The organism is Kribbella sp. NPDC058693 (genome assembly GCF_042715335.1).
Taxonomy (GTDB): domain Bacteria; phylum Actinomycetota; class Actinomycetes; order Propionibacteriales; family Kribbellaceae; genus Kribbella; species Kribbella jiaozuonensis.
Map to the genome: position 1 here is coordinate 554,404 of NZ_JBHXSQ010000002.1, position 26,218 is coordinate 580,621.

Sequence of the window (26,218 nt, forward strand, 5' to 3'; positions counted from 1 at the left end):
CGCTCGGCTGTGGTGCGGTTGCCCGCACTATCTGGTGGCTTCGAGGAACGCCAGGACGGCCATCACGCGGCGGTTCACGTCGGCCTCGTCCGCCAGACCGAGCTTCTGGAAGACCGCGCTGACGTGTTTCTCGACGGCGCGCTCGCTCATGAACAGCGCCTTCGAGGTGGCCGCGTTACTGCGGCCGGCCGCCATCTCCTGGAGCACCTCTCGTTCTCGCCCGGTGAGCCGGAGGAGCGGCGACTGTTCGTCCTTGATCTTCCGCGCGAGCAGTCCCTCGACGACCGTGGGGTCGAGCACCGAGCCACCCCGCGCCACGTCGTACAGGGCCCGGACCAGGTCGTCGAGCTGGGACACTCGCTCCTTCAACAGGTATCCGAGTCCCGCGACACCGTCCGACAACAGGTCGAAGGCGTAGTCCTCCTCGACGTACTGCGACAGCACGACAACTCCGGTGGACGGCTGCTCGGCCCGGATCCGTTTCGCTGCGTCGATTCCTTCGGTGGTGAACGTCGGCGGCATCCGGATGTCGGTGAGGACGGCATCGGGCCGGTGCTCGGCAACCGCCCTGAGCAGAGCGGCAGGATCCCCAACTGTCTCGACCAGATCGATCTCAGCGGCCTCGGCGAGAAGGGCAGATATCCCTTCACGCACCAAGAAGTTGTCATCCGCGAACACCAGCCGCAACACCATCCGGCCACTCTAACGTCGGGACCGACTGTGGCCGGGTCTGCAACTTACTGCGCTCCGGCGGCATCTAGCAGGTGTCCAAAGGGGGGACATCGTGACACTTCTTCACACCATCAAAGACCGTCGACCGATTCGTACTGCTCTTGCAGTGCTTGCAGTAGCCGCAGTACCGGTGGGCGCGGTCGCTGTGCCGGCGGCGGCCGACGGTGATCGGCATCAGGGCACGATCGGCCTCGTGTCGGTCGGAGCTGCTGGAGGTGGTGGCAACGCCGGCTTGTTCCCTGGGACGGAGAAGGGCGTGGGAGTGTCGGGTGACGGGCGGTACGTCGTCTTCTCGTCGTACGCGACCGATCTCGTCCCCAACGACACCAACGGTCAACGGGATGTCTTCGTCCGCGACACCAAGACCGGCCGTACGACGCTTGCATCGGTCGGGGTCGGCGGGATCCAGGGAAACCAGGAGAGCAGCCAAGGTTCGATCTCGGCTGACGGGCGGTTCGTCGCCTTCAACTCCGACGCTTCGAACCTGCTGCCCGGTGACACCAACAACAGCCCGGATGTCTTCGTTCGCGATCTGCGGACCGGACGTACGACGCTGGTCTCCGTCGGGCGCAGCGGCCAGGCGGACCAAGGCGCGCACCAGCCGGAGATCTCGGCCGATGGTCTGCATGTGGTGTTCACGTCGGCATCGACGAACCTGGTCGCCGGCGATACGAACCAGACCGCAGATGTCTTCGTACGGGACCTCGACCGCGCTCGGACCGAACGCGTTTCGCTGACCGCCGGCGGGCTGCAGTCGACCCATTCGTCGAGTGATCCCGCGATCTCGGCGAACGGCCGCTTCGTCGCCTTCGCTTCCAATACCGAGGTCGCCGTACGGGACCGCGATACGAACAGGACTCGCGTGGTTTCGCGCGGTGTCACGGTCGACCCGCGGTCGGATTCTCTCGAGGCCGGGAAGCCGTCGATTTCGAACGACGGACGGTTCGTGGTCTTCACCGTCATCGGGTGGCTGCCGGGAATGGATCCGGTTCCGAACGTCTGGCTTCGCGACCTCCGCACCGATCGACTCGAGCTGGTTTCCGTCGACCACCTGGGCCAGCCGGCACTGGCGATCGGCGCCGGCTTCCGGACCGATATCTCTGCAGACGGGCGGTATGTGACCTACGGGTCGACAGCTCGCCTGACTCGCACCGACGAAGGGGAGATCAGCGACGTGTTCCGGCTCGACCGGAGGACCAGGTCGCTCCTCTGGATCACCTCCGGCCAGGATCAGACGCAGGTGAACGGCCGCAACGGCAGCCACGGCCCGGCGATCTCCGACGACGGACAGCACGTGGCGTTCGACTCTGACGCGACGACGCTGGCGCCCGGTGGTGGCACCTCCGGATACGACACGTATCTCTGGAGCTCCGCACACATCAGGTGAAGAATGATTCGAGGTAGTCGGGGGGTGTGGTGATGACGACGGTTGAGATCGGGCACGCCGACCTCGGGCCGAAGGCTGCGTTCAATCTCGGGGTCCTGTGTGAGGATCGGGACGATTTCGTCGGGGCGGAGCGGGCGTATCAGCTCGCGATCGACTCAGGGCACGCGGACCACGCCCCGATGGCGGCGGTGAACCTCGGGGTACTCCGCGAGGGCCGGGGCGATTTCGCCGGCGCCGAGCAGGCGCTGCAGGTGGCGATCGACTCCGGCCACGCGGACCTGGCCCCGATGGCCGCCGTCAACCTCGGCGTACTGCGTGACGATCCCGACGGCGCGGAGCGCGCCTACCAGGTGGCGATCGACTCCGGCCATGTCGACCAGGCCCCGAGAGCCGCGGTCAACCTCGGCGTACTCCGCGTGCGCCGGGGCGACTGCGTTGGCGCGGAGCGCGCCTATCGGCTGGCGATCGAGTCCGGACACGCTGACATGGCGCCGATGGCAGCGATCAACCTCGCGGTGCTCTGCGAGGGAAGGGGTGATCTCGCCGGCGCGGAGCTGGCGTACCTGGTCGCGATCGACTCCGGCCACGCCGACCTCGCACCGAAGGCGGCGGTCAATCTCGGCGTACTGCGCGAAGGCCGGGGCGATTTCGACGGCGCGGAGCTGGCGTATCAAGTGGTGATCGACTCCGGGCATGCCGACCAGGCTCCGCAGGCGGCGGTGAATCTCGGGGTGCTGCGTCACGGTCGGGCGGACTTTGCCGGCGCGGAGTCGGCCTTCCTGTTGGTGATCGAGTCCGGGCACGCTGACATGGCGCCGAAGGCCGCGTTCAATCTCGGCGTGCTTCGTCAGGATCGGGGCGATCTCGACGGTGCCGAGTCGGCGTACCAGCTCGCCATCGACTCCGGGCATCCCTTGGCCGCCGCCTGTGCACGAGAGGCGATGACGCAGCGGCGCGGCTGATGCGATTTGCGGCGGCACGCTCTAGCCTCGACAGGGATATGCCCGACCGGCCCGTACGACGCCCTGACCTGCGTGCCGACTGCACGCAGTGTGTCGGCCTGTGCTGCGTGGCGCTCGCGATGACCGCGTCCGCCGACTTCGCCATCGACAAGCCGGCCGGCCAACCGTGCCCGAACCTGAAACACGACTTCCGCTGCGGTATCCACGCGCGGCTGCGCGACGGCGGCTTCCCGGGCTGCACCGTGTACGACTGCTTCGGCGCCGGTCAGAAGGTCACGCAGATCACCTTCGGCGGCCGTGACTGGCGGCAGGCGGCGGACTCCGGCGCGCAGATGTTCGAGGTGTTCTCGGTAGTGCGGCTGCTGCACGAGCTGCTCTGGTACCTGACCGAGGCCCTCGAGCTGGCACCTTCGCTTCACGGTCCGCTCAGGCATGCGACCGACGACACCGAACAGCTGGCTCTCGGCAGCCCGGAGTCGCTGACGGCGCTCGACGTCCTCGCCCACCGTTCACGGATCAACGACCTGCTGCTCCGGACCAGCGAGCTCGTCCGGGCCGGCGTATCGGCCACCCCGCTGAACCGACGCGGCGCGGATCTCATGGGTGCGGACCTGGTCGGCGCCGATCTGCGGGGCGCTGACCTGCGCAGCTCCTACCTGATCGGCGCCGACCTGCGGCGCGCCGACCTCACCTCCGCTGATCTCATCGGCGCCGACCTGCGGGACACCGACGTACGCGGCGCACACCTCGCGCGGAGCATCTTCCTGACCCAGATGCAGGTCAACGCGACCCGCGGCGACGCCGGCACGACGCTCCCGGACCGGCTGATCCGCCCACCGCGCTGGTCCTAGCCGCCCGTCTCGGCCGCTGACCGCATCCGGGCATCGGATGTTTATCGGTATACGAGTGGGCCAGAATTGGATGGCGTCCGCAACCATCCGCGGTGACAACCTGACGAAGAGGGCTGAGTGATGCTTGATCCCGTCGTAGACAAAGGGCAGCTGACCGAGACCGACCGCTTCATCTTCGAGTCGTGGGGTTACTTCCTGATCCCCAACGTCTTGACCAAGGACGAGGCCGCGGAGGCGTACGACGTGTCGCAGCGTCTGCACGAGAGCCGCGACCGCGAGTTCGGGCAGATCGGCCGGACGTACGAGAGCGAGCCGGTGCTCGAGCGGCTCATCGATCATCCCGACGTACTTCCGAAGGTCCAAGGCCTGCTCGGCGACCGATTCGTCCTGCAGGCAGGCTGGAACACCATGCAACCGGCGCACGCGGGGAACGGCGGTTGGCACCAGGACGGCTCGTCCGCGTTCGACTTCAAGGACCTGGGCTACCCGGTTCCGTTGATCCAGCTGCGCGTGTCGTACCTGCTCACCGATCAGACCGTGCCCGGCATGGGCAACATGGAACTGATCCCCGGCAGCCATCGCTCGCGGGTCCCGCTGCCTGACTCCATCCGGAAGAACAAGGGCGACATCGCGATCGGCCACGTCATCTGCGCCGAGGCGGGCTCCGCCTTGGTCTTCCACAACGGCGTCTGGCACCGGACCTTCCGCCACGACGGCGACTACGACCGGTTCACCACCCACTACGTCTACAGCCCGCCGTGGGTCCGCCCGGCCGACCGCCTCAGCAACGACCCCGAGTTCCTCGAGCGCACCACACCGCTGCGGCGTGCCCTGATGGGCGAGTTCGCTCGGCCCGACGCGCCGTTCGGCGCCAACTACGACCCGCTGCCGATCTGACTCAAGAAGTCGACGATGGCTTCGGCCGCGGGTTCGGGTTCTTGTTCGGCGGGGTAGTGGCCGGATTGTTCCAGGACGAGGCCCGTGACCTGTGTCGACAGCGTTCGGAGGCCGTCCGCGACGGCGGTGCCCATCGCGTAGCGGCCTCCGAGCGCGAGCACGGGTGTGTGGATCGGCTTCGCCTGGAGTCGTCGGACGTCGGTGATGTCGTCGGCCCGGGCTCGGTAGTAGCCGAGCCCGGCCTCCAGCGCGTCGGCCGTCGTGTAGGCGTCGATGTAGGAGCGGAGCGTGTCCGGGTCCAGTCCGGCCGGGCCGGCGCTCTGGCGGAGGAAGGTTCCGTAGTACGCGTCCTCTCGTCCCGGGACGAGCTGCTCGGCGAGGCCGGGGGTGCGGTTGAACGGTCCGTGCCAGGTCGGGTAATAGTCGGCGCCAGGTGCCGGGATGTCGACGTCGATCCCGGGGAGGATCTCCTCCTCGATCACGAGCGCGTTCACCGCCTGGGGCATGGCAGCGGCCAGGAGAAGGGCGACCGTGCCGCCCCAGTCGTGGCCGACCAGGGAGAAGCGGGTCAGCCCGCGGTTGCTGAGCTCGTCGATGAGGTGGTCGGCGAGGTCGCTCTTCCGGAAGCCGGTCGCGCTCCCCACCGGCGTACCGAGCCCCGGCAGCGCGACCGGAACCGGCGCGAAACCACTCCCACTCAGGAGCGGCAGCAGACTGTCCCAGTGCCTCTCTGTGACCGGCCACCCGTGAAGCAGCACGACCGGCCAACCGTTCGAAGCCGTCATCCTCACCACATCCTTGTCGAGGCGATGCAACCAACTTTGCACCCATAGGCGTGTCTAACCCGGTACCGAGGACGGGGAGGACAGATGAGTGACAGGGACGCCGCATTCGAGGCGTACTTCGTTGCACGGTCGGACGCCATGCGAGGCACGGCGTACCTGCTGTGCGGCGACTGGCATCGAGCGGAGGACCTGGTCCAGCAGACGTTCACGAAGATCTACCTGGTCTGGCGCCGGATCCAGCGGCACGAGGCAATGGACAGCTACACCAGGCAGACGCTCGTACGCACGTTCCTGTCCGAGCGGCGCCGGGGGTGGTTCCGGCACGAGTCGGTCGGGTCCGCGGAGACCGATCGGGCGTCGCCGTCCTCCGGCCTTGCCGACGAACGGCTCGTGCTGCTGGAGGCGCTCGCGAAGGTGCCGCCGAGGCAACGCGCCGTCCTCGTCCTGCGGTACTGGGAGGACCAGTCCGTCGAGCAGACGGCGGCATTGCTCGATTGCTCGGCAGGAAATGTCAAGAGCCAGGCCGCGCGCGGGCTGGCGACGCTGCGCGGTCTGCTGGAAGAGGAGAAGGTGCGATGAACGAAGACGATCTCAGCGAGGCGCTGCACGACGTGATGGTGCGGAGCAGCCCGCCGCCGTCGATGGATCCTGCGCGTGCTCTCGATCAGGCCCGCCGGGCGCGCAAGCGGCGTGCGGCGGTATTGGCCGCGGCCGCCGTCGCCACGCTGGTGGTTGGCATCGGGGCCGGTCCCGTACTGGTCGCGCACCACACGGGTGGCCGGTCGACGGGCCAGATGGTGGCCGGCGTCCCCAGTGCGTCGCCGTCAGTGCCGACGCCGCGTGCGACCTCCACCGTGCTGCCGAAGGTGCCGACGGCGCGGAAGTCCGGTGACCCGTGGCCGGAGGGCCAGGTGGACCGGACGGCGAGCGCGGGTCCGCGCGCCGATCGGGCCGTGACGTTGATGCAGGACCTCAGCTCGTCCGTGCCGACGGGCTTCAGCACGCCGGATGTGAAGTACCCGGACGGCCGCGCGATGAGATGGCCGCAGGCGCAGTACGCGTCGAATGACGGGGAGCAGGACTACTGGGAGTACCAGGCCATCATCCCGGTCCAGAACGACAACCGGCTCGGCCAGTTGCTGGTGCAGGCGACCACACCCACCGGGAAACCGGCGACGACTCCGTGCAAGCTGGCGGGGGAGTTCTGGGGTGGGTCCGGTACCTGCACTGTGATGGACATCGGCGGCAAGAAGGTCGGCGTGGTGACCGCCAAGGGCCACCACAGCTACGACCAGTGGGCCGCCTACCGCTACGACGACGGCACCGTCGTGGTCCTCGCCCAATCCAGGAAGACCGACCGCGAGGGCCGATCGCCGCTGACGCAACCGGTCTTCAGCACCCGCCAACTGGCCGAGCTGGCGATGTCGCCGAAGTTCAAGATCAGCACCTGATCAGGGGTCAGCGACGCCCTGAAGGCCGACTAGTCCGCCCGGGGTGACGCCGCACCTCGGCGCCGGAGGCATCGTGAGGAGCCTAGGACTCGGGTGCGGCCGCGGTCGCGTGATCAAAGGAGAGACCCGTGGGATCTGACATGAAGGCTCCCGTCGCCCTGTACATCGCCGCGTACACCGATGCGGCGGCGGCGCGCGTCGATTGGGACACGATCAAGCAAGCCGCTTCGGACGATCTGATCAAGGTCGACGGGCTGGTCCTCATCAGCCGCGGCGCCGACGGCAAGATCAAGGTCGACGACGACTTCCACACGGCCCGGAAGGGCGCTGCCTGGGGTGCAGTCGGCGGTGCGGTCATCGGCCTGATCTTCCCACCGAGCCTGCTGGCCGGTGCGGCGGTCGGTGCGGGAGCGGGTCTCGGCATCGGTGGTCTCAAGTCCCACCGGGAGAAGGCGGCGATCAAGGCCGACGTCGAGGACTCCTTGCCGGCGAACAGCTCGGGCATCGTGGCGCTGTTCGAGGAAACCTGGGTCACCGACGTCGACAAGGCGCTGTCGCACGCGGAGAAGGTGACCAAGCACGAGGTCGACGCGGACAGTGCGACCGAGGTCAAGAACGCGGCCAAGTAGTCCGGGCTGACCCGGGAAGCCCCAGCTCGACCGGACGTGCTCCGGGATCCGCACGCCGGCCGAGCTGTCGACCCGGGTGGTCAGACGTCCGGGATGGCCTCGATCCGGTTCGAGGCGATGGCCTTGGCGAAATCGGCGAAGTCCTGGTCGTTCTGGGCCGCATAGCGTTCGGAGAAGTCGGTGATCGACTTGTCGAAGCCGTCGTCGTCGCCGAGGTACGCCGAGATCGACACCGGGTCGCCGGTTCGTGCGTGTGCACGGGCCAGCGTCCACCCGCACGTGCGGCCGTACCAGGCCAGCGCCGCGGGTGCCATCAGCTCCACGAGTGCCGAGCCTTTCATGTCGCGCAGTTGGCGCCAGTAGAAGTAGCGGTCGGCCTGAACCCCTTTGGACCAGCCCAGGAAGATGTCGCTGTTGGCCTGCATCATTCGCTGGCCCTGGACCACCCGCTCGCCCGATTGCTTGAACGCGCTCTTGCGCAAGGTTCCTTCGAGCACCGACCTGGTGGCTTCCTTCACCTGGAGGAACAGCGGATCGCCGGCGTCACGGCCCTGCAGGAGGACGATGAACGCGCGCGTTCCGACACTGCCGACGCCGACGACCTTCCGGGCCCAGTCGACGACCTCGAAGCGCTGCAGCAGCTGCCGGAGGTCGAGCCGGAGGGTGGAACGGTAGTCCCGGAACAGACCGAAGACGGTTTGCTCGAGTTCTCCCGGCTCAACGCCGTACGTCGTGTGCAGGTCGCGCACGGGGACGATCACCGGCGGGACACTGACGATCCGGTAGCGGCCGTCGACCTCTTCGCCGAGCTTGGACAGCGCCTGGTCACTGGTCCGGGAGTGCGTCTTCAGTGCGTTCTTCTCGAACCGCTTCTGGGCCTGTTTCGCCTGCTTCGGCGTCAGCCCGCTGATGCCGTCCTCCTCGCGATTGCCCTTGCGCTTGCCCTTCTTGGATCCCTTGCCGTTGCTGTCGGCCCCGGACAGGAACGCGGCCATCGACTGCTTGATCTGGTCCTCGGCAAGGTGGGCGTACCACACGTCGAGAGTCTTGAGGCCGGCGAACTCGGCCATCGACTCCCGGTAGGAGGTGACACAGGCCTTCGTGATCGCACGTGCGTCCGACTCCGAGCAGCCGTTGTTCTGGGCCGCGACCATGAGACTCGCGGCCAGCCGCTTGACGTCGTACTCGAACGGGCCCGGAAGGGTCTCGTCGAAGTCGTTGATGTCGAACACCAGATTTCGCTCCGGCGAGGCGAACGCGCCGAAGTTCGACAGGTGGGCGTCCCCGCACAGCTGGACCTGGAGACCGGAGGTGGGCGTGTCGGCCAGGTCGGCGGCCATGATCCTGGCGGCACCGCGATAGAACGTGAACGGCGAGGCCATCATCCGGCCGTGCCGGACCGGAACCAGGTCCGCGTCCCGCCGGAGATTCTGCTCCTCGATGAGTGCTACCGGGTCCGGCCGGTCCGAGGCGGGCTTCCACCCGGCATGACTGTCCGGCATCGCGCGGGTGCGAGCCTGCACGCCGCGTGCGCTCCGCTCGTCCAGAGTCAGATGTTCAACTGTCGTCGACATGATCGGCCGCCCTTCTCTTCCCACCCCTGGGTTGCGTGTACTCAGCCGACGATTCACCAGCACCCTGACTGCCGCATCATCCCTGCTGAACGATCACCGGGCCTTCTTCAGCGTCGGCTGCCGTGCTCGTCACACGGAGGGGTGACGTGGAGCCCGACCAGCTTGAGCGAGGCATCGATCTGGCTGATGGTTCGCACCATGGCGGTCGGCTGCAGCCTGCCCACCCCTTCGCCGTGCGGATGGTCGAAGAAGACGAGCAGGAACAGTAAGAGCGTGATGACCATCGTCACGCTGCCCATCAGCAGGCCCTGCGTCACCGCGCCCTCGGCCGGGTCGGCGAAGAACAGCAGGTACCCGAAGATCACCACGGAGATGACCGACAGGACCAGCCACACCGGCGCCGGGATGATCCCCTCCGCCCCGTGCACGCGGTCGATGCGGGCCTGTTCCCGGGCGGCGGTCTGGTCCATCCAGCGGTCGTACGCCGACTGCTCGACCGGCGTCCGCGGGGCGACGGCCGAGATCGTCCGGTACATCTCGACGCCCCACGGATTGACGGAGTTCCCGAGCGTGCCGGTGTCCAGGGCATCCCACTCGACCCCGGCGACGGACCGCGCGTAGCAGATCAGCTCGCCGGTGAGCTCGGTCCTGGCCGGAAGGAACTGGGCCGTTTGGACCTGTTGCGCCACGATCGTCGCCTCGGTCTCGGCGCCGGTTCGTGACTGGTCGTACGAGCTGAACGACAGGAAGATGATGAAACCGAGCAGCACGGAGAATCCGGTGGCGAGCACACCGAAGACTCCGGAGGCACGGTCACCATCGCTGAAGTGGCCTCCCTGCGGCGCCCGCCTGCGCACGAGGAGCATCGCCGTGACGGTGACGGCGGTCGCGAGGACGCTGACCAGAGCAGCCCAGACGAGGTTCATCTGCGCCTCCTCGCCTGTCGGCCAGGCTCGATCGTCGCTGCCGCCGGCGCACGGAACCTCACCCCCGGCGGATGAACCGACCGATCGGGACGTACGGCGACAGCGAGTAGCCGGGACTCATCCTCCCGGGGTGAGGTGCCTGCCGGGTGGCGGGAGTCAGCATCCAGGTGCGAGCCGTCGCCGACTCCGGCGGTCGGCCGACGCAGCGAGAGGAGATACAGAGATGGCTGCGAAAAAGGTCGGGGCGGCCATGACCGGCGTCGTGGTGTTCGCCGGTGCGGTGCTGATGGTGATCGGACTGGTCAACGTCTTCGAGGGGCTTGTCGCGCTGTTCTCCGACGAGCGTTTGGTGGTCACGCCGAGCAAGCTCGTCCTCGTGGACGTGACCGGCTGGGGATGGATCCTGCTGATCTTCGGACTGCTGTTGATGCCCGTCGGCGCCGGTCTGATCGCGGCGCGGACGTGGGCCAGGATCACGGCGATCCTGCTCGTCAGCCTGCATGCCGTCGTACAGATCCTCTGGCTCGGCGCCTACCCGGTCTGGTCGGTGCTGATGATCGTGCTGGACGTCGTTGTGCTGTACGCCCTGACTGCCCGGTGGTCCGACGTACGCGACCAGCTCGGAGGGATCGACGAAGCACCATGGACCAGAGACGAGGAAGCTCAGCTCACCACCGCCGATCGGCGCAGGCCTCCGCACTGATCCGGATCAGCGCAGGTCGCTATTGAGGTGGTGATGTGGGGAGCGTCGTGACCGAGGTCCGGGACCCGGACTGTCCTCTGCTTGTTCGAGCCTGACGTAACGACGTCCGAGCGGCCCGGCCGAGATTCCGTGCAGTACGACGCTCAGCAGCACGGTGAGAGCGACGGCGGCGACGGCGCGTTCCACCACCTCGTTCTCGCCGAGTTCTTCGATCGCCAGCAACGCGAAGACCACGGACGCGAGACCACGAGGCCCGAACCATCCGACGAAGAGGACGGTCTGGCTGTCCAAACCCTTCCCCAGCAGCGCCAGGGCGACCGGGACCATGCGGACCGCGGTCAGGCTCAGTACGGCGTACGCGAGGAGCGGCAGGTCGAAGTTGTGGACGAGGAACGGCACCAGCGCGGCGCCGAACAGGAACCAGACCGCGAACGCCAGGATCTCGCCGACGAGTTCCGGCAGCTCGATGACGTTGTCCGCGTCGATGACGTCCTCGTCGAGTCCCGCCCGGAAGGCGATCCCGGCCACGAACGCCGCGATGAAGCCGTTGCCGCTCAAGGCGACGGCCAGGGCGAAGCTGCTGAGCGCGCCGGCGAACGTGCCGAGCCGTCCCGCGCCGGTGCTGACCCAGTCGCGGCGGGATCCGTAGGTCAGGAGCCTGCCGCTTCCGAGCCCGACCACTACGCCGACGCCGAGGCCGATCGCGAGCTCGAGTAGCGCCCCGCTCCCGTCTGTGGAGGCGTCGCCCTCGTGCGCTGTGCCGAGTTGTCCCGCGGCAACCGCGAGCGTGAACGTGACGATCGGTGTCACGATGCCGTCGTTGAGTCCGCTCTCCACGTTCAGTGCGCGACGCAGCCGCATGGGTATCCGTTGGTCGTTGACGACCTGGGCACTGAGAGCCGCGTCGGTCGGAGCCAGTGTGGCGCCGACGAAGCCTGCGAGTGCCCAGGTGAAGTCGTCGAAGAGCCAGGCCGCTAAGAGTGAGCCGACGATCACCGAGAGCGGAAGTCCGATGCCGAGCAGACGCACGGGCAGGTTGATGTCCCGTTTCAGTCCGGAGAGGTTGACTCTGGAGGCGTCCGAGAACAACAGCATCGCAAGGGTCAGCTCGGCCAGCAGGTGGACCGATGGGGCCTCGACGTGCACCTTGAGGGGTCCCCAGTCCGGGTTGCCCAGCACGAAGCCGGCAGCGGTGAAAACCAGCGGACCGGTGATGTTCGCCCGGGCCAGGAGGTCCGAGGTCACCGCCCAGGCCAGGACCAGCAGCGCGAGCACTGCGAACGTGGCTTCGGTCACCGCGCCGCCTCCGTCGTGTATCGGACTGCCTGCACCGTGACATCGCGTTCGGGGGAGCACCTCATCCCGGCTGTGGGATGTAGTGGCGGTGGCAGCCGCACAGGATGGGTTCCATGAGGCGGCGGGTTGCGGCGGTTGTGGCGCTGGTGGTAGGGGCGGCGACGCTCGTGCTCGGCGTGGTGAATTCTGTGAATCAGTTCCCGCGTGGGCTCGGTGTGTTGGCCTGTGTGGTGATCGCTGCGGTGGCGGCCTGGTACGGCGCGTTGCGACGGGGGATAGCGCGCCTGGCCGGTTTGTACGTGGCCGGTGTCGCGCTCGCCGGCGTGGTGATCTTCATCGTTGTGGGTGGGAAGTTCGGCGTGGACCTGCTGGTCCTGGTGGGGCTCCTGGTCACTCTGGCCGCGACTCGCGCCGCCTTTACGTCTCATGTGGATCTGCCGCCTGCAACGGCACCGCAGCATGCGGTGCTGTTCTACAACCCGAAATCCGGTGGCGGAAAGGCGGAACGGTTCGCCTTGGCCAAGGAAGCGCGCGACCGCGGTATCGAGCCGATCGAGCTGAAGCTCGGTGACGATCTCGAAACCCTCGTCCGGGGAGCGGTCGCGCGCGGCGCCGACGGGCTCGCGATGGCCGGCGGGGACGGCTCGCAGGCGATCGTTGCCTCGGTCGCCGCTGAACTCTCGCTGCCGTACGCCTGCGTTCCGGCCGGCACCCGCAACCACTTCGCGCTCGATCTCGGGGTCGACCGGGACGACGTGGTCGGTGCGCTGGACGCCTTCGTCGACGGCGGTGAGCGATTGGTCGACCTCGCCGAGGTCAACGGCCGCGTGTTCGTGAACAACGTGTCACTCGGCCTGTACGCCGAAGCGGTCCAACGCAGCGGCTATCGCGATGCCAAGATGCGGACCATCCTCGACACGGTGCCCGACGCGCTGGGCGAGAGTGGCAGCGATCTCGACATGCGCTGGACCGGCCCGGGCGGTCACGATCATCGCGGCGGTGCCGCCGTACTCGTGTCCAACAACCGCTACCGGCTCGGTCGCGCGATCGGATCCGGTACCCGTCCACGCATCGATGACGGTCTGCTCGGCATCACCGTCCTGGGGGCGCCTGCGGACGGCGATCAACGCCGCCTTCAGCGCCCGTGGCGAGAGTGGACCGCTCCGACGTTCGAGGTGGAGGCCGATCGCCCGCTGCCGGCCGGCGTCGACGGAGAGGCACTCGTCCTCGACGCGCCGCTGCGGTTCGCGATCCGGCCGGGAGTTCTTCGCGTCCGGATCGCCCACCAGCACCCGGGTTCATCGCCGTCGGCGACCGTTCCCGAGGGGCTGCGCGCCGGGCTCGTCCAGCTGGTGCGCATCGTCCTCGGCCGGGACCGCGAACACGTGGTGACGGGGACCGCTGGGTGACCGCCTCGCCGCGTCGTCTGGCTCGTTACGACCGTGCGCTGTACCGGTCGGTGGCGCAGCTGTCCACGCCGGTCCTGGACGAGCCGCTGCGGCGGGTGTCGGACTTCGCCGATTTCTCCAAGCCATGGTTCCTGATTGCCGGTGTACTCACCCTGGTCGGCGGCCCACGGGGTCGGCGGGCTGCGGCCGCAGGGGTCGCGGCGATCGGGGCCGCGTCCCTGGTGGTGAACCAGCCGATGAAGAAGACGGCAGGTGTACGTCGTCGGCCCAACCGCGTACGCCTCGGCGTACCCGTGCAGCGGTGGGTGCGGATGCCCACCTCGGGGTCCTTTCCGTCCGGGCACTCGGCATCCGCTGCTGCCTTCGCCGTTGCGGTCGGAGAGGTCCTGCCCGCGCTTAGACCGATCCTGCGGGTCGCAGCGTCGGTCGTCGCGTTCTCGCGGATCTATACGGGCGTGCACTACCCGAGTGACGTCGTGGTCGGGGCGACGGTCGGAGCGCTCATCGGGCGATTGGCAGGCCGGCTGGCCCTTGAGACGGAACACAAGGAGCGCACGTCATGACAGTTCAACCCACGCAAGGCGGTGCGCACGCGGTGGACGCCGGTCGGTTGTGGGCCGGAGGCGCGGCTACTGCCGTCGTTGCCGGCTTGATCGCGGTGGTCGGCATCCTGGTCGCCCGCGGCGTCTTCGACGTACCTGTCCTCGCACCCGAAGGCGAGGGCACCTGGGGAGACGCGGACACACCGAAGTACGCGCTGTGGTGCGCGCTCGCGGCGTTGCTGGCCACCGGGCTCATGCACCTGTTGGTGATCTCCACGCCCCGGCCGCTCAGGTTCTTCGGGTGGATCATCGCTCTGGCGACGCTCGCGGCGGCCTTCGCGCCGTTCGTCACCAACGGCTCGACGTCGTCGAAGGTTGCGACCGCGGTGATCAACCTCGCGGTCGGGATCGCGATCGGCACGCTGGTGAGCGGTGCGGCGCGGTCGGCGACGCGGACCCGCCGTACCGGTCCGGGTTACCCGCAGGCCCGCTATTGATCGGTGCTTTCTGGTCGGTGCTGGAGCGCCCAGGCCTCGGCCGCCCGCAATGCCCGCTCGGTCGATTCCCCGACCAGCTCGGTGGCCTCGAAGATGCCGACCGGATCGGACCCGTCCAGCCGGTCGCTACGACGAAGGAGTTCGGCGAGGGTGGAGTCGACGCCGCTGAGGTACAACCGGCCGCCGACGGCCTCCACCGCGACGGCGTAGTCGTCCACGACCTTGACGAACGTCGCGCCGACGGCGGTCCGGCCGCGCAGCCGCAGTACGACGGCCGGTGCCTCGGCGCCGCCCGGGTCGGGCAGCTTGACCCGCAGCGTGCGTGCGCCGGCGTACAGCAGGCTCCCGTAGACGTCGAGGACGGTCGCCTGATGGCTGGGCAGGTTCGAAGGAGCCGGGTGCTCGGTCCACCGGCCGTCGCCGGCGGACCTCAGCAGCACGACCTTCAGGTCCATGGCTTCCTGGTTGAGCTGCAACAGTAGCGAGAGTGACACGCCGATACCTACCGCGGCCGAGACCGGCAGGAACAGGGTCGCGCAGAACGTCGTGATCACCGCGATCTGAGAGGTCGGTCCGGTACGCAGAATCGTTGCCACCTCGCGCGGCTTCAGCGACTTCACCGCCGCGTAAATGAGGATGGCGGCCAGCGTGGGCATGGCGACGAGTCCGATCACGCCCGCGCAGGCCACCAGGATCACCACCATCCACAGCCCGGAAAGGATCGCCGCCCACCTGGTGCGGCCGCCGACGGTCCGGTTCAGGGCGGTCTGACCGACCGACCCGCCCACCGGTTGACCGCGGAAGAATCCGGCCGCGAGGTTCCCGATGCCCTGGGCAACGAAGTCGCGGTTCGCCTTCGAGGCGGTCCCGTCCAGGTTCGGCGCGGCATCGGCGACACCGCTGCCCTGCACGAGGACGATCGCCGCGACGGCCAACGCTCCGGTGACCAGGGGAAACGACAGCTCGCCGAAGTCGGGCAGCTGCGGCAGCGGAATACCGCGGGGGATCTGGCCGGTGTCCTTGACGAGCGCCACGTCGCCGGCGCCGGCGACCGCCAGGCCAACCGTTGGGATGACCAACGCAACCAAGGCGCTCACCGCCGAGAGCCGGGTCCGGGACAGGCCGATGAGGATTCCGAGCGCACCCAGCCCCGCGAGCAGGGAGGGGATATCGATCCGGGTGGGATGGATGGCGACGTCCACCGCCTTGGCGAGGGCGATCTGCCCGGAGGCCTCGGCGCCGGTCAGTCCGGGCAGCTGGCTGAGGACGATGTTCACCGAGATCCCGGTGAGGAAGCCGGTCATGACCGAGTGCGAGACGAAGCGGGTGTAGCGCCCGAGTCGTGCGATCCCGGCCAGGATCATCACCAGGCCGGCGATGATCGTCAACAGCAGCAGGGCTTGCGGCCGGTCCGCCGCATCGACGCCCTCCAGGGCCGATCCGGCGGCGAGGGCCCCGGCCGTGGTCGTCGTGACCACCATCAGCTGACTGCTCGTCGCGAGCCCGCCGGCGACCGGACCGGCGAAGCTCGCGTACAGCCCGTGGATCGGGTTCACCCCGATCAAAGCCGCCGACGCCATCCCGTTGGGGACACTGCTGATCGCGCCCGGTAGACCCGCGATCACGTCGGCCCGCAGACTCCGTCGCTCCGGCCGGACCGACCGCAGCCACCGCAGTACCGGACGAGCGCTCACGCGATGACCACTCACGCCGTCTCCCTCCGCGTCCGGGGTCTCCTCACCCGGGATCGGCTGCGAGCCTAGGTCCGAATCCGCGCCGATATCTCACCCCGGTCGGACGATGTGGCGGCCGGGATCCGCGGGCATCGTGGTGAGCAACGACGAGGGAGGCCGAGCACGATGACGTACGGCGATATGGACGAGCGGCACGACGTGTCGAGCGGTGCGGTGGGCGGGATCGCGTTCGCCGCGAGCATCATGGTCATGGTCGGTGCGTTCTCGATGGTCGCGGGCATGGCCGCGATCCTCGACGACGACTACCTGGTCGTCTCCCGGCGCTACGCGTTCGACCTCGACACCGTCGCGTGGGGATGGATCCACCTGGTGCTGGGCCTCGCGGTCGTGGTGGTCGGATTCGGCCTCTTCATGAACAAGGGCTGGGCCGGCGTGGTCGCGATCGTCGTCGCCGGGTTGACCGCGCTCGACTACTTCTTCTTCATCCCGTACCAGCCGGTGTGGTCGATCGTGGTGATCGCGCTCTGCGTGTGGGTCATCTGGGCCGTGACCCAGGGCCGCGCAGAACGCCGTACCTGAACCCCGGGCGGCCTCCGTATCCGACTTATCCGACCTGCTCGGTGGCGACCTCGGTGGGTGGGAGGTCTGCTGCTTCTTCCTCTTCTTCGACGGGCGGGGCGTCCTCGGGGAGCTGGTCGCCGGAGATGAGGCCGCCGAGCCAGCGGGTGGAGGGGTCGGCGTCCAGCAGTAGCGCCTTGACCAGGAGCGAGAGCGGGATCGCCAGTACGGCGCCCAGCGGGCCGAGGATCCAGGCCCAGAAGACCAGGGACAGGAACGTCAGCGTCGTCGACAGCCCGACCGCCTCGCCGACGACCTTCGGCTGGATGATCGACTGGATGATGAAGTTGATGACGCTGTAGGCGATGATCACCCACAGCAGCGTGGCCCAGCCGTGGTCGAGCAGCCCGAGCAGCGCGGGCGGGATGACGCCGATGAAGAACCCGACGTTCGGGATGTAGTTGGTGATGAAGGCCAGCAGCCCCCACAGCCAGGGCAGCGGGATGTCCAGCAGGTACAGGACGCCGACGTCGAAGATGGCGACGATCAGTCCGAAGACCGTGGACACGACCAGGTAGCGCGTCGTACCGCGGGCGAAGCCGGTCAGGGCGGAGCTGATGTCCGGCCTGACCCGGGCCGCCTCCCGCAGGCGCTCCGAGAAGGCGCTCGCGTCGAGGCCCATGAAGAACAGCACGACGATGATGAAACCGAGGTTCGAGACGACCCCGAGGAGTCCGGACAGCCAGCCTTGCAGGACGTCGAAGAACTTCCCGAGGTCGATCTTCTGCAGGGCCGCCTGGATCTGCTCGGTGCCGATTCCACGGTCCGCGAGCCAGCCACGGACATCGTCGACCAGAGCGGTGAACCTCTCCTGGTACGTCGGGAGCAGCGTCGCCAGCTTGGCGACGGAGAGGGCCAGCGCGGCCGCCATACCCAGCAGGAAGGCGTTCACCACCACGAGCGCGATCAGCGAGGCGATCCAGACCTTCATTCCTTGCCTGACCAGCAGCCGGCGCAGAGGACTCACGGCGATCGTCAGGATGAGCGCGAGGAAGACGGGTCCGGCGATGCCCGCGAAGCCGCGCAGGCCGGCGGCCGTCAGGATGGCGGCTGCCGTGCCGAGGAGTACGACGACTCCGCGCGGCAGGGCTGATGGCGACGGGACGTCGGGGGGCTGCGTGGAGTCTGCGGACATCGTCGCACCCTCCCTCCCGACCCATCGTGGCTTCGAAAGTCGCTCAGATCGGCCTGGCGGGCATCACCCGCCCGGGATGATCCTCGACGTCGTCCGCCAAGGGTGACGCGCAGCCGGTCCGTGCGGCCCTACTGTCGACGCGCACTCGACGTCCGTCGGGGAACGAGCAAGAGGGTGACCACAGATGACCGACCATCGCGCGCTCGATTCGATCCGCCAGTGACGGCCGGCTAGCCGTGTCCACGCCGCTGGTCCGTACCGGCGATCTCGGCCGGATCGCGGCCACCTACGTCACCTCGGTCCTGGCCCTGGCGCTCGCCGCGGCCGTGCTACCGGGCCTGCGGTTCTCGTCGTTCCCGCAACTGCTCGCCGCGGCAGCGGCCGCATTGCTGGTCGGCGCGCTGGTGCGCCCGCTGCTCGTCGTCGCGAGTGCGGCGATCGGATGGCTCGCGGTACTGCTGCTGGCAATAGTCGGCCAGGCCGTGATCCTTGCAGCGGCGCTGTCGCTGATCCCGGGCGTCGAGGCGGACTCGTTCTGGGTGGTGCTGATCGCGGCGTGGATCGCTGCGGCCGCGACGACGATCGTGGCGTGGCTCTGCACCTCCGGTACGCCGGAAGCCTTTACCGCGGCTCTTGTCCGTCGAACCAGGCGGCGGCGGATAACTGTCGACGATCCCGAGGTTCCTGGCGTGATCTTCGTTCAGCTGGACGGCGTGCCGTTCCCCGTACTGCGCTGGCAATTGCTGGCCGCAACTCTGCCCACTGTGGGGCGCTGGATCCGTGACGGCGGCTACCGCCTGGTGGAGTGGACGCCGGTGCTGCCCCCAACCACGCCCGCCAGTCAGTTGGGGATCCTGCACGGCCGGATCGACGGCGTGCCTGCTTTCCGTTGGTACGACCGGGCGCTCGGGCGGGTGCTGGTGGCGAACCGGGCCGCCGACGCCGCCGAGATCGAGCGCCGCGCGTCGGACGGTCGAGGTCTCCTGGCCGACGGCGGTGTGAGTATCTCGAACCTCTTCAGCGGTGACGCCGAGAGATCGGTGCTGACGATGAGCAAGCTCGAGATCAGCCGTGGCTCGGCCGACACCCGTCGTCGGGTCGCCTGGTATCTGGCCAGGCCGGACGGGTTCGCGGGCAGTCTGTTCGGGGCGATCGCAGAGATCGGCCGGGAGCGGTTCGAGGCCCGGCGGCAACGACGGCGCGACGTACGTCCGCGGGGACACCGCGGCTGGCTCTTCGCCGGCATGCGGGCGGTGACGAACGTCGTACTGCGGGATCTCAACACTGCCTTGGTGGCCGAGGAGATGATCCGCGGCACCCGGTCCGTGTACGTCGACTATGTCGACTACGACGAGGTGGCTCATCATGCCGGTGCACTGCGGCCGGAGTCGCTGGCCGCGCTCGACCGGCTCGATCACGTGCTCGCCTGCCTGGAGGCAGTTGCCGAGGCCGCACCGCGCCCGTACCGGCTGGTCGTTCTGTCCGACCATGGCCAGTCCCAGGGCGCGATCTTCGCCGACCGGTTCGGCGTCGATCTCGCTGCCGTCTGCTCGCAGCTGACCGCGGCACGCGTCGAAGCGGTCGAGCAGCCCGTCGAGGGCTGGGGGCGCCTGAACGGTCTGCTCGCCGACCTCGCCGGCGGTGATAGCGGGACGGGACGGGTCGCCCACAACGCCGCCGGCCGGGTGCAGCGCCGGTCCGCACCGCCGACAGTCACCAGCAATTCGGACCTGGTCGTCCTGGGGTCGGGGAACCTCGGCCTGGTGTACGCCGCCGAGGAGCAGCGGCTGACGCTGGAGGAGCTCACCGGTCGCTGGCCGGCCCTGATCCCGGGCTTGGTGAACCACGACGGGGTCACCTTTGTCGCAGTGATGAGCGAGGAGCACGGACCGCTGGTCGTCGGACCTTCGGGGGTCCACCGGCTGGCCGACTCGAAGGTGACAGGGGATGACCCGCTGGCCCCCTTCGGGCCGTTGATCCCGGCGGACCTGCTGAGAGCGGTGTCGATGCCTGAGGCACCTGACCTGTACGTCAACAGCTCGGTCGACCACGACACCGGCGAGGTCTCCGCGTTCGAGGGACTGGTCGGCAGCCACGGGGGACTGGGCGGGTGGCAGGGCCGGGCGTTGCTCCTCGCCCCGCCCGACCTGGTGATCCCGGACCAGCCGATCCGTGGCGCGGACGAGCTCCATCGCGTGCTCGTCGGCTATCTCGAACAGCACGGACAACGCAGCGGGACTCACCCGCGGAGGATGAGCAACCCGGGAGGTCAGGACGCAACACTCGACCGAGGGGTGTCACGATGACCGACCACACAGCCGGGAAATGGTTCCTGCGACCGGACGAGCGCGGCAATCCCGGTACGGACATCGACCGGGTCGGGGACGTGGACGGATCCTGGGTCGACGGCAACCTGGTCCGGCCGCTGATCCACGGCGCGACGTACTTCCGCCGGCTGTACGAGGAACTGTGCGCACTGCACGCCGGCGACCGGGTCTATTTCACCGACTGGCGTGGTGACGCGGACGAGAAGCTGCTGCCCGAAGGTCCGACGATCGGCACTGTGCTGGCCGATCTGGCCCGGTCGGGGATCGAGATCAGGGCACTGCTGTGGCGATCCCATTCGGACCATCTGCAGTTCAATGCGCGGGAGAACCGGCGCCTGGGGACGAAGCTCAACGAGGCGGGCGCCGAGGTACTGCTCGACCAGCGCGTCCGGCGGCTGGCGTCGCATCACCAGAAGCTGTTCGTGATCCGGCGCAAGGGCCGGCCGGAGCTGGACGTCGCGTTCGTCGGCGGTATCGACCTGTCCCACCAGCGCCGTGACGACGGCGAGCATCTCGGTGATCCTCAGCAGGCACCGATGGACCGCAGGTACGGCGACCAGACCCCCTGGCACGATGCGGCGCTCGAGATCCGCGGACCGGTCGTCGGCGATCTGCTCCGGACCGTCGTCGAGCGCTGGGACGACGGCCACCCGCTCGACCGCCGGACGCCGTACCGGATGGTCGTGCAACGGCTGGCCCGGATGCCGCGCCATCCGAAGTCGCTGCCGGAGTCGTTCCCCGATCCGCCGCCGGCCGGGCCGCACGCCGTACAGGTGTTGCGAACGTATGCCCACAAACGTCCTGGCTATCCGTTCGCGCCGCTGGGGGAGCGGAGCATCGCCCGCGCGTACCTGAAGGCGTTCGGCAATGCGCGGAAGCTGATCTATCTGGAGGACCAGTACCTGTGGTCGGAGCTGATCGCGGAGGGGATCCACGACGCCCTCGAGCGGTGGCCCGGGTTGCACGTGATCATCGTCGTACCGCGGTACCCCGATGCCGACGGGGCACTGAGTGGTCCGCCGGCCCGCTTCGGCCAGCTGCGCGCCGTACGGATGTTGCGGCGCACGGCGCCCGAGCGGGTCGCGATCTACAACCTGGAGAACGGCGCGGGCGCTCCGATCTACGTGCACGCGAAGATCTGCATCGTCGACGACGTGTGGTTCACCTGCGGCTCGGACAACTTCAACCGGCGGTCATGGACCTGCGACAGCGAACTCACCTGCGCCGTTCTGGACGGGACCCTCGAAGACCGCGATCTGGTTGCCGAGGGCACCCGTCGGCTGGCCCGGGAGCTCCGGCTGGAGGTGTGGTCGGAGCACCTCGGTATGCCGCGTGACCGCCTGGCCAAGCTCGACCTCGAGACGGGCTTCGGGCTGTGGCAACAGACCGCGGCGGACCTGGATGCCTGGTACGCCGCGGGCCGAACAGGTGAGCGGCCACCGGGGCAGATCCGTCCGCACCACACGCAACCGATCAGCCGTTTCCAGGCTTTCTGGGCGGAACCGTTGTACCGGCTCGTCTACGACCCCGACGGCAGGCCTCGCGGGATGCGTCGGCGTGGGGAGTTCTGACATGAGTGTCGAGGTCGTGTTCTGGAGTGTGGTCCTCGCGCGCTTCGCGCTGCCGCTGCTGATCCCGATGTTCCCGTTGCCGGCCATCATCGCCTGCCTGCTGCTCGACGGTGTCGACCAGACGATCTTCCAGACGTTCGGATTCGACCCGCCGTTCTACCAGAGCTACGACAAGGCGATGGACGTCTTCTACCTGTCCATCGCCTACCTGGCGAGCCTGCGGAACTGGACCCATCCGGGGGCGGTCAAGATCAGCCGCTTCCTGTTCTTCTTCCGGCAGATCGGCGTCGTCGCGTTCGAGGCCACCGGTATCCGGCTGCTGCTCTTGCTGTTCCCGAACACGTTCGAGTACTTCTTCATCGCGTACGAATCGGTGCGGACCCGGCGGAATCCGCTGCGGTACACCTTCAAGTTCTGGGTGATCGTCGCCGCTGCGATCTGGATCTTCGTCAAACTGCCGCAGGAGTACTGGATCCACATCGCCAAGCTCGACCTGACCGACACGATCCGGGACGTCCCATGGTTCCTGCCGACCCTCGTCGTCGCGATCCTCGTGCTGCTCGCGGTGCTGTACTTCTTCGTGCGTCCGCGGCTGAGTCCGGCCGACTGGTCGTGGAGGTTCCGTGCCGATCCGTTGCCGGCGGGTATCGACGAGGCGTCCGAGCGCGCCGCGTACCAGGCCGCGCACCGGAAGGTCTTCGATCTGACGACGTTGGAGAAGATCTTCCTGATCGGCCTGATCAGCGTGATCTACGGCCAGGTGCTGCCTGGCGTCGACGCCAGCGGCGTCCAGATGTTCCTCGGCATCGCGGTCTTCGTGGTGATCAACGCCGCGATCGGGCTGTGGGCGGCCAGGCGTGGCTACTCGTGGAACTCCGCGGCAGTCTCGTTCGGGATCGTCTTCGCGGTGAACGTCGTACTGGTGGTGGTCGCCGACGTGCTGCTGTCGAGGGGACCGGGGCAACTGCACCTCGTGGACGCGCTCTTCTTCATCTTCCTGTTCAGCATTCTCGCGACGCTCTACGACCGGTACCGCCCGATCGCCGACTATCGCGTCGCACACCCCGACCGTGCGGCGGCCGGAGGCGAGCGTGCCGGTTGAGCTCATCCCGCCGGGGTGATGACGCCGCCGGGCGGTCGCGGCATCGTGGCGACGAACGGGAAACGACGTGGGAGGGTGGAGAGACATGCCGGAGGCAGAGGTTCACGGACCCATCGACTACATACTCATCGAGTTCACCGGCAACCGGCTCACGGGCCGGGCCGCGGAGGAGCTCGTGAACCTGGTCGAACGCGGCATCGTTCAGGTCTACGACGTGATGGTGGTCGGCAAGGACGCCAACGGCTCCGTCTACTGGGTGGACCTCGCCGAAGGCACCGGTCAGGCCGGCGGCTTCGCGGATCTCGCCGGTGCCCGCTCCGGGATCCTGGCCGAGGACGACCTGCTCGAGGTGGCCGACGCGATGCAGCCGGGAACACTCGCAGCGCTGATCCTCTACGAGAACACCTGGGCGATCCCGTTCGTTGCCGCGGCCCTCGAGTCCGGCGGCACGCTGATCGGTGGCGGGCGCATCCCCGCCCAGGACGTGATGGAAGTGCTCGACGCCCTGGAATCCCTGGAAGCGACGACCTAAGGAGCCTGAGATGCCAGGACTGTTGCGAGGAATAGTGAGGACCGCCGCCGTCGCGGGCACCGCGACCGCCGTCCACGGCCGGATCCAGCGCAGGCAGGACGCCAAGTTCGCCCAGCGCGACGCCGAGACCGCGGCCACACGCGACGAGGCCTATGCGGAGCAAACCGCGCCGCCGCCCGCGCCGGTAGCCGCGGCGCCGGTTGCGCCGCCGCCGTCGGCCACCTCCGACCGGTTGGACCAGCTCAAGACGCTGGGCGAACTGAAGCAGTCGGGGGTTCTCACCGATGCCGAGTTCGAGGCACAGAAAGCCAAGATCCTCGCAGGCTGAGGGACGCCATGAGCGACGAGGCGAGCGGGGTCCCCGCCGGTACGAAGGCCAACCCACGGCTCGCCCTGCTGCTCGCGATGGCGATGTTCGTGCTGGTCGTCGACACGTCGCTGATGAACGTCTCGATCTCCTCGGTGGTCCGCGATCTCGACACGACGGTGAGCGGCGTCCAGTCCGCGATCGCGCTCGAGGCCCTGGTCTCGGCGGCGTTCATCCTGATCGGGAGCAAGGTCGGCGATCTGATCGGGCGCAAGCGCGCCTACCTGCTGGGACTGCTCGGCTACGCGATCGGGGCCAGCGCGATGGCACTGGCCCAGAGCCTGACCGCGATCATCATCTTCTGGGCCTTGGTGGGTGGCATCGGAGCGTCGCTACTGCTGCCTGCGATGCAGTCGCTGATCCATGGCAACTTCGAAGGAGCGGAGCAGACGAAGGCGTACGCCTTGGTGGGGGCCTCGGCTGCGATGGCTGCCGCGGTCGGTCCGCTGCTCGGAGGTTTCATCACCACCTACCTGTCCTGGCGGGTGGGGTTCCTGCTCGAGGTCGCGGTGATCGTGGTCGTTGTCTCCGGCCAAGGACTCGTCCACGACGTGCCGTACACGGGCTCGCGGCGGGTGGACGTCGTCGGTGCGATCCTGTCCGTGCTCGGCATGGGTGGCATCGTCTTGAGCATCCTGGTCTGGCAGGAAGGCGGCGAGTACGTCGGCCTGATCCTGGCCATCGGCCTGGTCGCACTCGGCTCGTTCATCTACTGGCTGGTGCGACGCAAGCGCCGGGGTGAGCCGACGCTCATCGATCCCGCTCTGTTCAGCTCCGCCGTCTACCGGCTCGGCATCTCCCAGCAGATGCTCCAGCAGATCGCGCTGGGCGGCAGCATGATCGCCCTGCCGATCTACCTGCAGATGGTGCTCGAGTACAACTCGATGGAGGCAGGCCTCAGCCTGGCGCCGCTCTCGCTCAGCATGTTCGGTGCGGCGATCATCGCCGAGAAGAAGGCCGGTGGACGACGCCCGGGCAAGATCGTCAGGTGGGGTTTCGCGCTCGTGACCGCGGGCCTGGTGATCCTGATCCCGATCGTGCCCCGGGCCGACTCCGGCTGGGCCCTGGTCGCGCCGCTGATCGTCGTGGGAACCGGGCTCGGCCTCCTGGTATCGCAGCTGAACAACTACACCCTGGGACCGATCTCCGAGGAACGTGTCAGCGAGGCGGCCGGCGTGAACTCGGCGGCGGGCTCGTTCGGCCTGTCCTTCGGACTGGCCTTCGCCGGCGCGATCATGCTGGCGACGTTGTCCTTCACCTTCACCAACAAGGCGGAGGCGAGCACCGTCCTGCAGCCGGCCCAGCAGGAACAGGTCGCCACGGCGCTGGAACACGATGCGGAAGTGATGACCAACACCGGGCTCGAGGAACAGCTCGCCAAGCAACCGCAGGACGTTCGCGACGAGATCATCCGGATCAACACCGACGCCAGACCACTCGCCCTGCAAGTGGCCCTCGGCATCCCGATCCTCGCCGCTCTGGCCGGGTTGGTGAACTCCTTCCGGATGGTGCGCCTGGAGGACCCGCCCGTCATTCCCCCCGCTGACTGAGATTGTGCTGGACGGCGCCGATGAGGGTCCGCGCGACCAGGCCGACCATGACGAGATCACCGAGCATCTGCACGGTGACGACCGCGCGCGCCGCCGCCGACACGGCCGTGATGTCGCCGAAGCCGACGGTCGCGAAGACGGTCACGGTGTAGTACGCCGCATCGAGCCGGCTCAACGGCTCGGAGAAGTTCGCCGGTTGCGCACGCGCCATCAGGACGTACGTCGTACTGAAGATCGCGAGGAACAAGGGCACTGACGTCGCCAACGCACCGATCGCCTTGATCCGCGGGTAGGGGGACCGGGAGATGTCGAGGATCTGCCGGGCCAGCAGCAGCCCCACGACGGCAAGCCCGCCGACCAGGGCGACGACGGCGAAGGTGCCGTCGATACGCATGGGCAGGACGAAGTAGCCGGCGACGATCACCACGGACACGCCCAGGGAACGCAGCAGCGACATCGTGGCAAGGCGGCGCCGGGTCCGCTTGGGGAGCTGGTGGTAGTCGACGTCGGCGGCTTTCACAGTTCCAGTCAAGCCCCGAAACGGCGCCGCTGGTTCATCCGGCGGGGGTGATGCCGACCTGTTCGCCGCAAGGTTGGGTGGAACTCTGGCGGACCAGAGCCAGATCACGTGACTCGATCACGACCGGAGGGGTGGGGAGCATGAGTGCACGGAACGCGACG

General features: G+C 68.3%; 26 protein-coding genes. 18 read left to right on the forward strand and 8 right to left on the reverse strand.

Translation table 11 applies throughout. The features are described from left to right. Nucleotides 1-27 precede the first annotated feature (27 nt). Nucleotides 28-693 carry a response regulator gene (locus ACFWUU_RS12265; RefSeq protein WP_380175094.1) on the reverse strand — a complete coding sequence of 222 codons (666 nt, stop codon included), beginning with the start codon at nt 691-693 and terminating at the stop codon, nt 28-30. A 91-nt stretch (nt 694-784) separates the two neighbouring features. Between ACFWUU_RS12265 and ACFWUU_RS12270 the strand changes: the two genes are divergently transcribed. From ACFWUU_RS12270 to ACFWUU_RS12285, 4 genes are all read left to right on the forward strand, one after another. Continuing rightward, nucleotides 785-2,119, forward strand: coding sequence for a TolB family protein (locus ACFWUU_RS12270; protein WP_380175096.1), 1,335 nt, complete (start codon nt 785-787; stop codon nt 2,117-2,119). Between the two features lie 32 nt (nt 2,120-2,151). Then, the gene (locus ACFWUU_RS12275; RefSeq protein ID WP_380175098.1) at nt 2,152-3,081 is read left to right on the forward strand and encodes a tetratricopeptide repeat protein; all 930 of its coding nucleotides are present in this window, start codon (nt 2,152-2,154) and stop codon (nt 3,079-3,081) included. A 38-nt stretch (nt 3,082-3,119) separates the two neighbouring features. Beyond that, on the forward strand, nt 3,120-3,932 hold the full coding sequence (locus ACFWUU_RS12280; RefSeq protein ID WP_380175100.1) for a pentapeptide repeat-containing protein: 813 nt from the start codon (nt 3,120-3,122) through the stop codon (nt 3,930-3,932). Between the two features lie 120 nt (nt 3,933-4,052). Further along, nucleotides 4,053-4,829: a phytanoyl-CoA dioxygenase family protein gene (locus ACFWUU_RS12285; protein WP_380176845.1), complete on the forward strand. Its 777-nt coding sequence runs from the start codon at nt 4,053-4,055 to the stop codon at nt 4,827-4,829. On the opposite strand, the gene ACFWUU_RS12290 is transcribed toward ACFWUU_RS12285, so the two are convergent. Then, on the reverse strand, nt 4,808-5,614 hold the full coding sequence (locus ACFWUU_RS12290) for an alpha/beta fold hydrolase (protein ID WP_380175102.1): 807 nt from the start codon (nt 5,612-5,614) through the stop codon (nt 4,808-4,810). The two genes, ACFWUU_RS12285 and ACFWUU_RS12290, sit on opposite strands and share 22 nt — an antisense overlap. Nucleotides 5,615-5,698: 84 nt before the next feature. Between ACFWUU_RS12290 and ACFWUU_RS12295 the strand changes: the two genes are divergently transcribed. The 3 genes from ACFWUU_RS12295 (at nt 5,699) to ACFWUU_RS12305 (ending at nt 7,694) form a co-directional block, all read left to right on the forward strand. Beyond that, a complete protein-coding gene (locus ACFWUU_RS12295) occupies nt 5,699-6,193 on the forward strand; it encodes a SigE family RNA polymerase sigma factor (protein ID WP_380175104.1) in 495 nt (164 codons plus the stop codon). After that, the gene (locus ACFWUU_RS12300; RefSeq protein WP_380175106.1) at nt 6,190-7,065 is read left to right on the forward strand and encodes a hypothetical protein; all 876 of its coding nucleotides are present in this window, start codon (nt 6,190-6,192) and stop codon (nt 7,063-7,065) included. Before ACFWUU_RS12295 ends, ACFWUU_RS12300 begins: the two co-directional genes overlap by 4 nt. A gap of 128 nt (nt 7,066-7,193) precedes the next feature. Beyond that, the gene (locus ACFWUU_RS12305; RefSeq protein ID WP_380175108.1) at nt 7,194-7,694 is read left to right on the forward strand and encodes a DUF1269 domain-containing protein; all 501 of its coding nucleotides are present in this window, start codon (nt 7,194-7,196) and stop codon (nt 7,692-7,694) included. 80 nt (nt 7,695-7,774) lie between these two features. On the opposite strand, the gene ACFWUU_RS12310 is transcribed toward ACFWUU_RS12305, so the two are convergent. Together ACFWUU_RS12310 and ACFWUU_RS12315 are read right to left on the reverse strand one after the other, a co-directional pair. Further along, nucleotides 7,775-9,268 (reverse strand): DUF2252 domain-containing protein, encoded by a 1,494-nt coding sequence (locus tag ACFWUU_RS12310; protein WP_380175110.1) that lies wholly within the window; start codon nt 9,266-9,268, stop codon nt 7,775-7,777. A gap of 107 nt (nt 9,269-9,375) precedes the next feature. Beyond that, nucleotides 9,376-10,194: a hypothetical protein gene (locus ACFWUU_RS12315; RefSeq protein ID WP_380175112.1), complete on the reverse strand. Its 819-nt coding sequence runs from the start codon at nt 10,192-10,194 to the stop codon at nt 9,376-9,378. A 223-nt stretch (nt 10,195-10,417) separates the two neighbouring features. Between ACFWUU_RS12315 and ACFWUU_RS12320 the strand changes: the two genes are divergently transcribed. Further along, entirely contained in the window at nt 10,418-10,897 is a 480-nt protein-coding gene (locus ACFWUU_RS12320) for a hypothetical protein (RefSeq protein WP_137257077.1), read from the forward strand. A gap of 6 nt (nt 10,898-10,903) precedes the next feature. Here ACFWUU_RS12320 and ACFWUU_RS12325 read toward each other — a convergent pair whose 3' ends face one another. Beyond that, nucleotides 10,904-12,193: a cation:proton antiporter gene (locus ACFWUU_RS12325; protein ID WP_380175115.1), complete on the reverse strand. Its 1,290-nt coding sequence runs from the start codon at nt 12,191-12,193 to the stop codon at nt 10,904-10,906. Nucleotides 12,194-12,306: 113 nt separating this feature from the next. Between ACFWUU_RS12325 and ACFWUU_RS12330 the strand changes: the two genes are divergently transcribed. The 3 genes from ACFWUU_RS12330 to ACFWUU_RS12340 are packed head-to-tail and all read left to right on the forward strand — an operon-like array spanning nt 12,307 to nt 14,641. Next, the gene (locus tag ACFWUU_RS12330) at nt 12,307-13,602 is read left to right on the forward strand and encodes a diacylglycerol/lipid kinase family protein (protein WP_380175117.1); all 1,296 of its coding nucleotides are present in this window, start codon (nt 12,307-12,309) and stop codon (nt 13,600-13,602) included. Next, on the forward strand, nt 13,599-14,165 hold the full coding sequence (locus ACFWUU_RS12335) for a phosphatase PAP2 family protein (protein WP_380175119.1): 567 nt from the start codon (nt 13,599-13,601) through the stop codon (nt 14,163-14,165). The genes ACFWUU_RS12330 and ACFWUU_RS12335 overlap by 4 nt, the downstream gene beginning before the upstream one ends. Next, nucleotides 14,162-14,641 (forward strand): DUF6069 family protein, encoded by a 480-nt coding sequence (locus tag ACFWUU_RS12340; protein WP_380175121.1) that lies wholly within the window; start codon nt 14,162-14,164, stop codon nt 14,639-14,641. Before ACFWUU_RS12335 ends, ACFWUU_RS12340 begins: the two co-directional genes overlap by 4 nt. Here ACFWUU_RS12340 and ACFWUU_RS12345 read toward each other — a convergent pair. Continuing rightward, nucleotides 14,635-16,335 (reverse strand): SulP family inorganic anion transporter, encoded by a 1,701-nt coding sequence (locus ACFWUU_RS12345; protein WP_380175123.1) that lies wholly within the window; start codon nt 16,333-16,335, stop codon nt 14,635-14,637. The genes ACFWUU_RS12340 and ACFWUU_RS12345 overlap by 7 nt on opposite strands. A gap of 165 nt (nt 16,336-16,500) precedes the next feature. On the opposite strand from ACFWUU_RS12345, the gene ACFWUU_RS12350 reads away from it, so the two are divergent. Continuing rightward, a complete protein-coding gene (locus ACFWUU_RS12350; protein WP_202877858.1) occupies nt 16,501-16,914 on the forward strand; it encodes a hypothetical protein in 414 nt (137 codons plus the stop codon). Between the two features lie 25 nt (nt 16,915-16,939). Here the strand turns inward: ACFWUU_RS12350 and ACFWUU_RS12355 are convergent, their stop codons facing one another. Beyond that, nucleotides 16,940-18,088: an AI-2E family transporter gene (locus tag ACFWUU_RS12355; protein WP_380175125.1), complete on the reverse strand. Its 1,149-nt coding sequence runs from the start codon at nt 18,086-18,088 to the stop codon at nt 16,940-16,942. Between the two features lie 236 nt (nt 18,089-18,324). On the opposite strand from ACFWUU_RS12355, the gene ACFWUU_RS12360 reads away from it, so the two are divergent. From ACFWUU_RS12360 to ACFWUU_RS12385, 6 genes are all read left to right on the forward strand, one after another. Then, nucleotides 18,325-20,394, forward strand: coding sequence for a phage holin family protein (locus ACFWUU_RS12360; RefSeq protein WP_380175126.1), 2,070 nt, complete (start codon nt 18,325-18,327; stop codon nt 20,392-20,394). Beyond that, nucleotides 20,391-21,986 carry a phospholipase D family protein gene (locus tag ACFWUU_RS12365; protein ID WP_380175128.1) on the forward strand — a complete coding sequence of 532 codons (1,596 nt, stop codon included), beginning with the start codon at nt 20,391-20,393 and terminating at the stop codon, nt 21,984-21,986. Before ACFWUU_RS12360 ends, ACFWUU_RS12365 begins: the two co-directional genes overlap by 4 nt. 1 nt (nt 21,987) lies before the next feature. Further along, the gene (locus tag ACFWUU_RS12370) at nt 21,988-23,088 is read left to right on the forward strand and encodes a hypothetical protein (RefSeq protein ID WP_380175130.1); all 1,101 of its coding nucleotides are present in this window, start codon (nt 21,988-21,990) and stop codon (nt 23,086-23,088) included. Between the two features lie 85 nt (nt 23,089-23,173). Next, the gene (locus tag ACFWUU_RS12375; protein ID WP_380175132.1) at nt 23,174-23,620 is read left to right on the forward strand and encodes a DUF6325 family protein; all 447 of its coding nucleotides are present in this window, start codon (nt 23,174-23,176) and stop codon (nt 23,618-23,620) included. 10 nt (nt 23,621-23,630) lie between these two features. Then, entirely contained in the window at nt 23,631-23,948 is a 318-nt protein-coding gene (locus tag ACFWUU_RS12380; protein ID WP_380175133.1) for an SHOCT domain-containing protein, read from the forward strand. 8 nt (nt 23,949-23,956) lie between these two features. Continuing rightward, on the forward strand, nt 23,957-25,537 hold the full coding sequence (locus ACFWUU_RS12385; protein WP_137257066.1) for an MFS transporter: 1,581 nt from the start codon (nt 23,957-23,959) through the stop codon (nt 25,535-25,537). Here the strand turns inward: ACFWUU_RS12385 and ACFWUU_RS12390 are convergent. Continuing rightward, entirely contained in the window at nt 25,518-26,057 is a 540-nt protein-coding gene (locus ACFWUU_RS12390; RefSeq protein WP_380175135.1) for an ion channel, read from the reverse strand. The two genes, ACFWUU_RS12385 and ACFWUU_RS12390, sit on opposite strands and share 20 nt — an antisense overlap. Nucleotides 26,058-26,218: the final 161 nt, after the last annotated feature.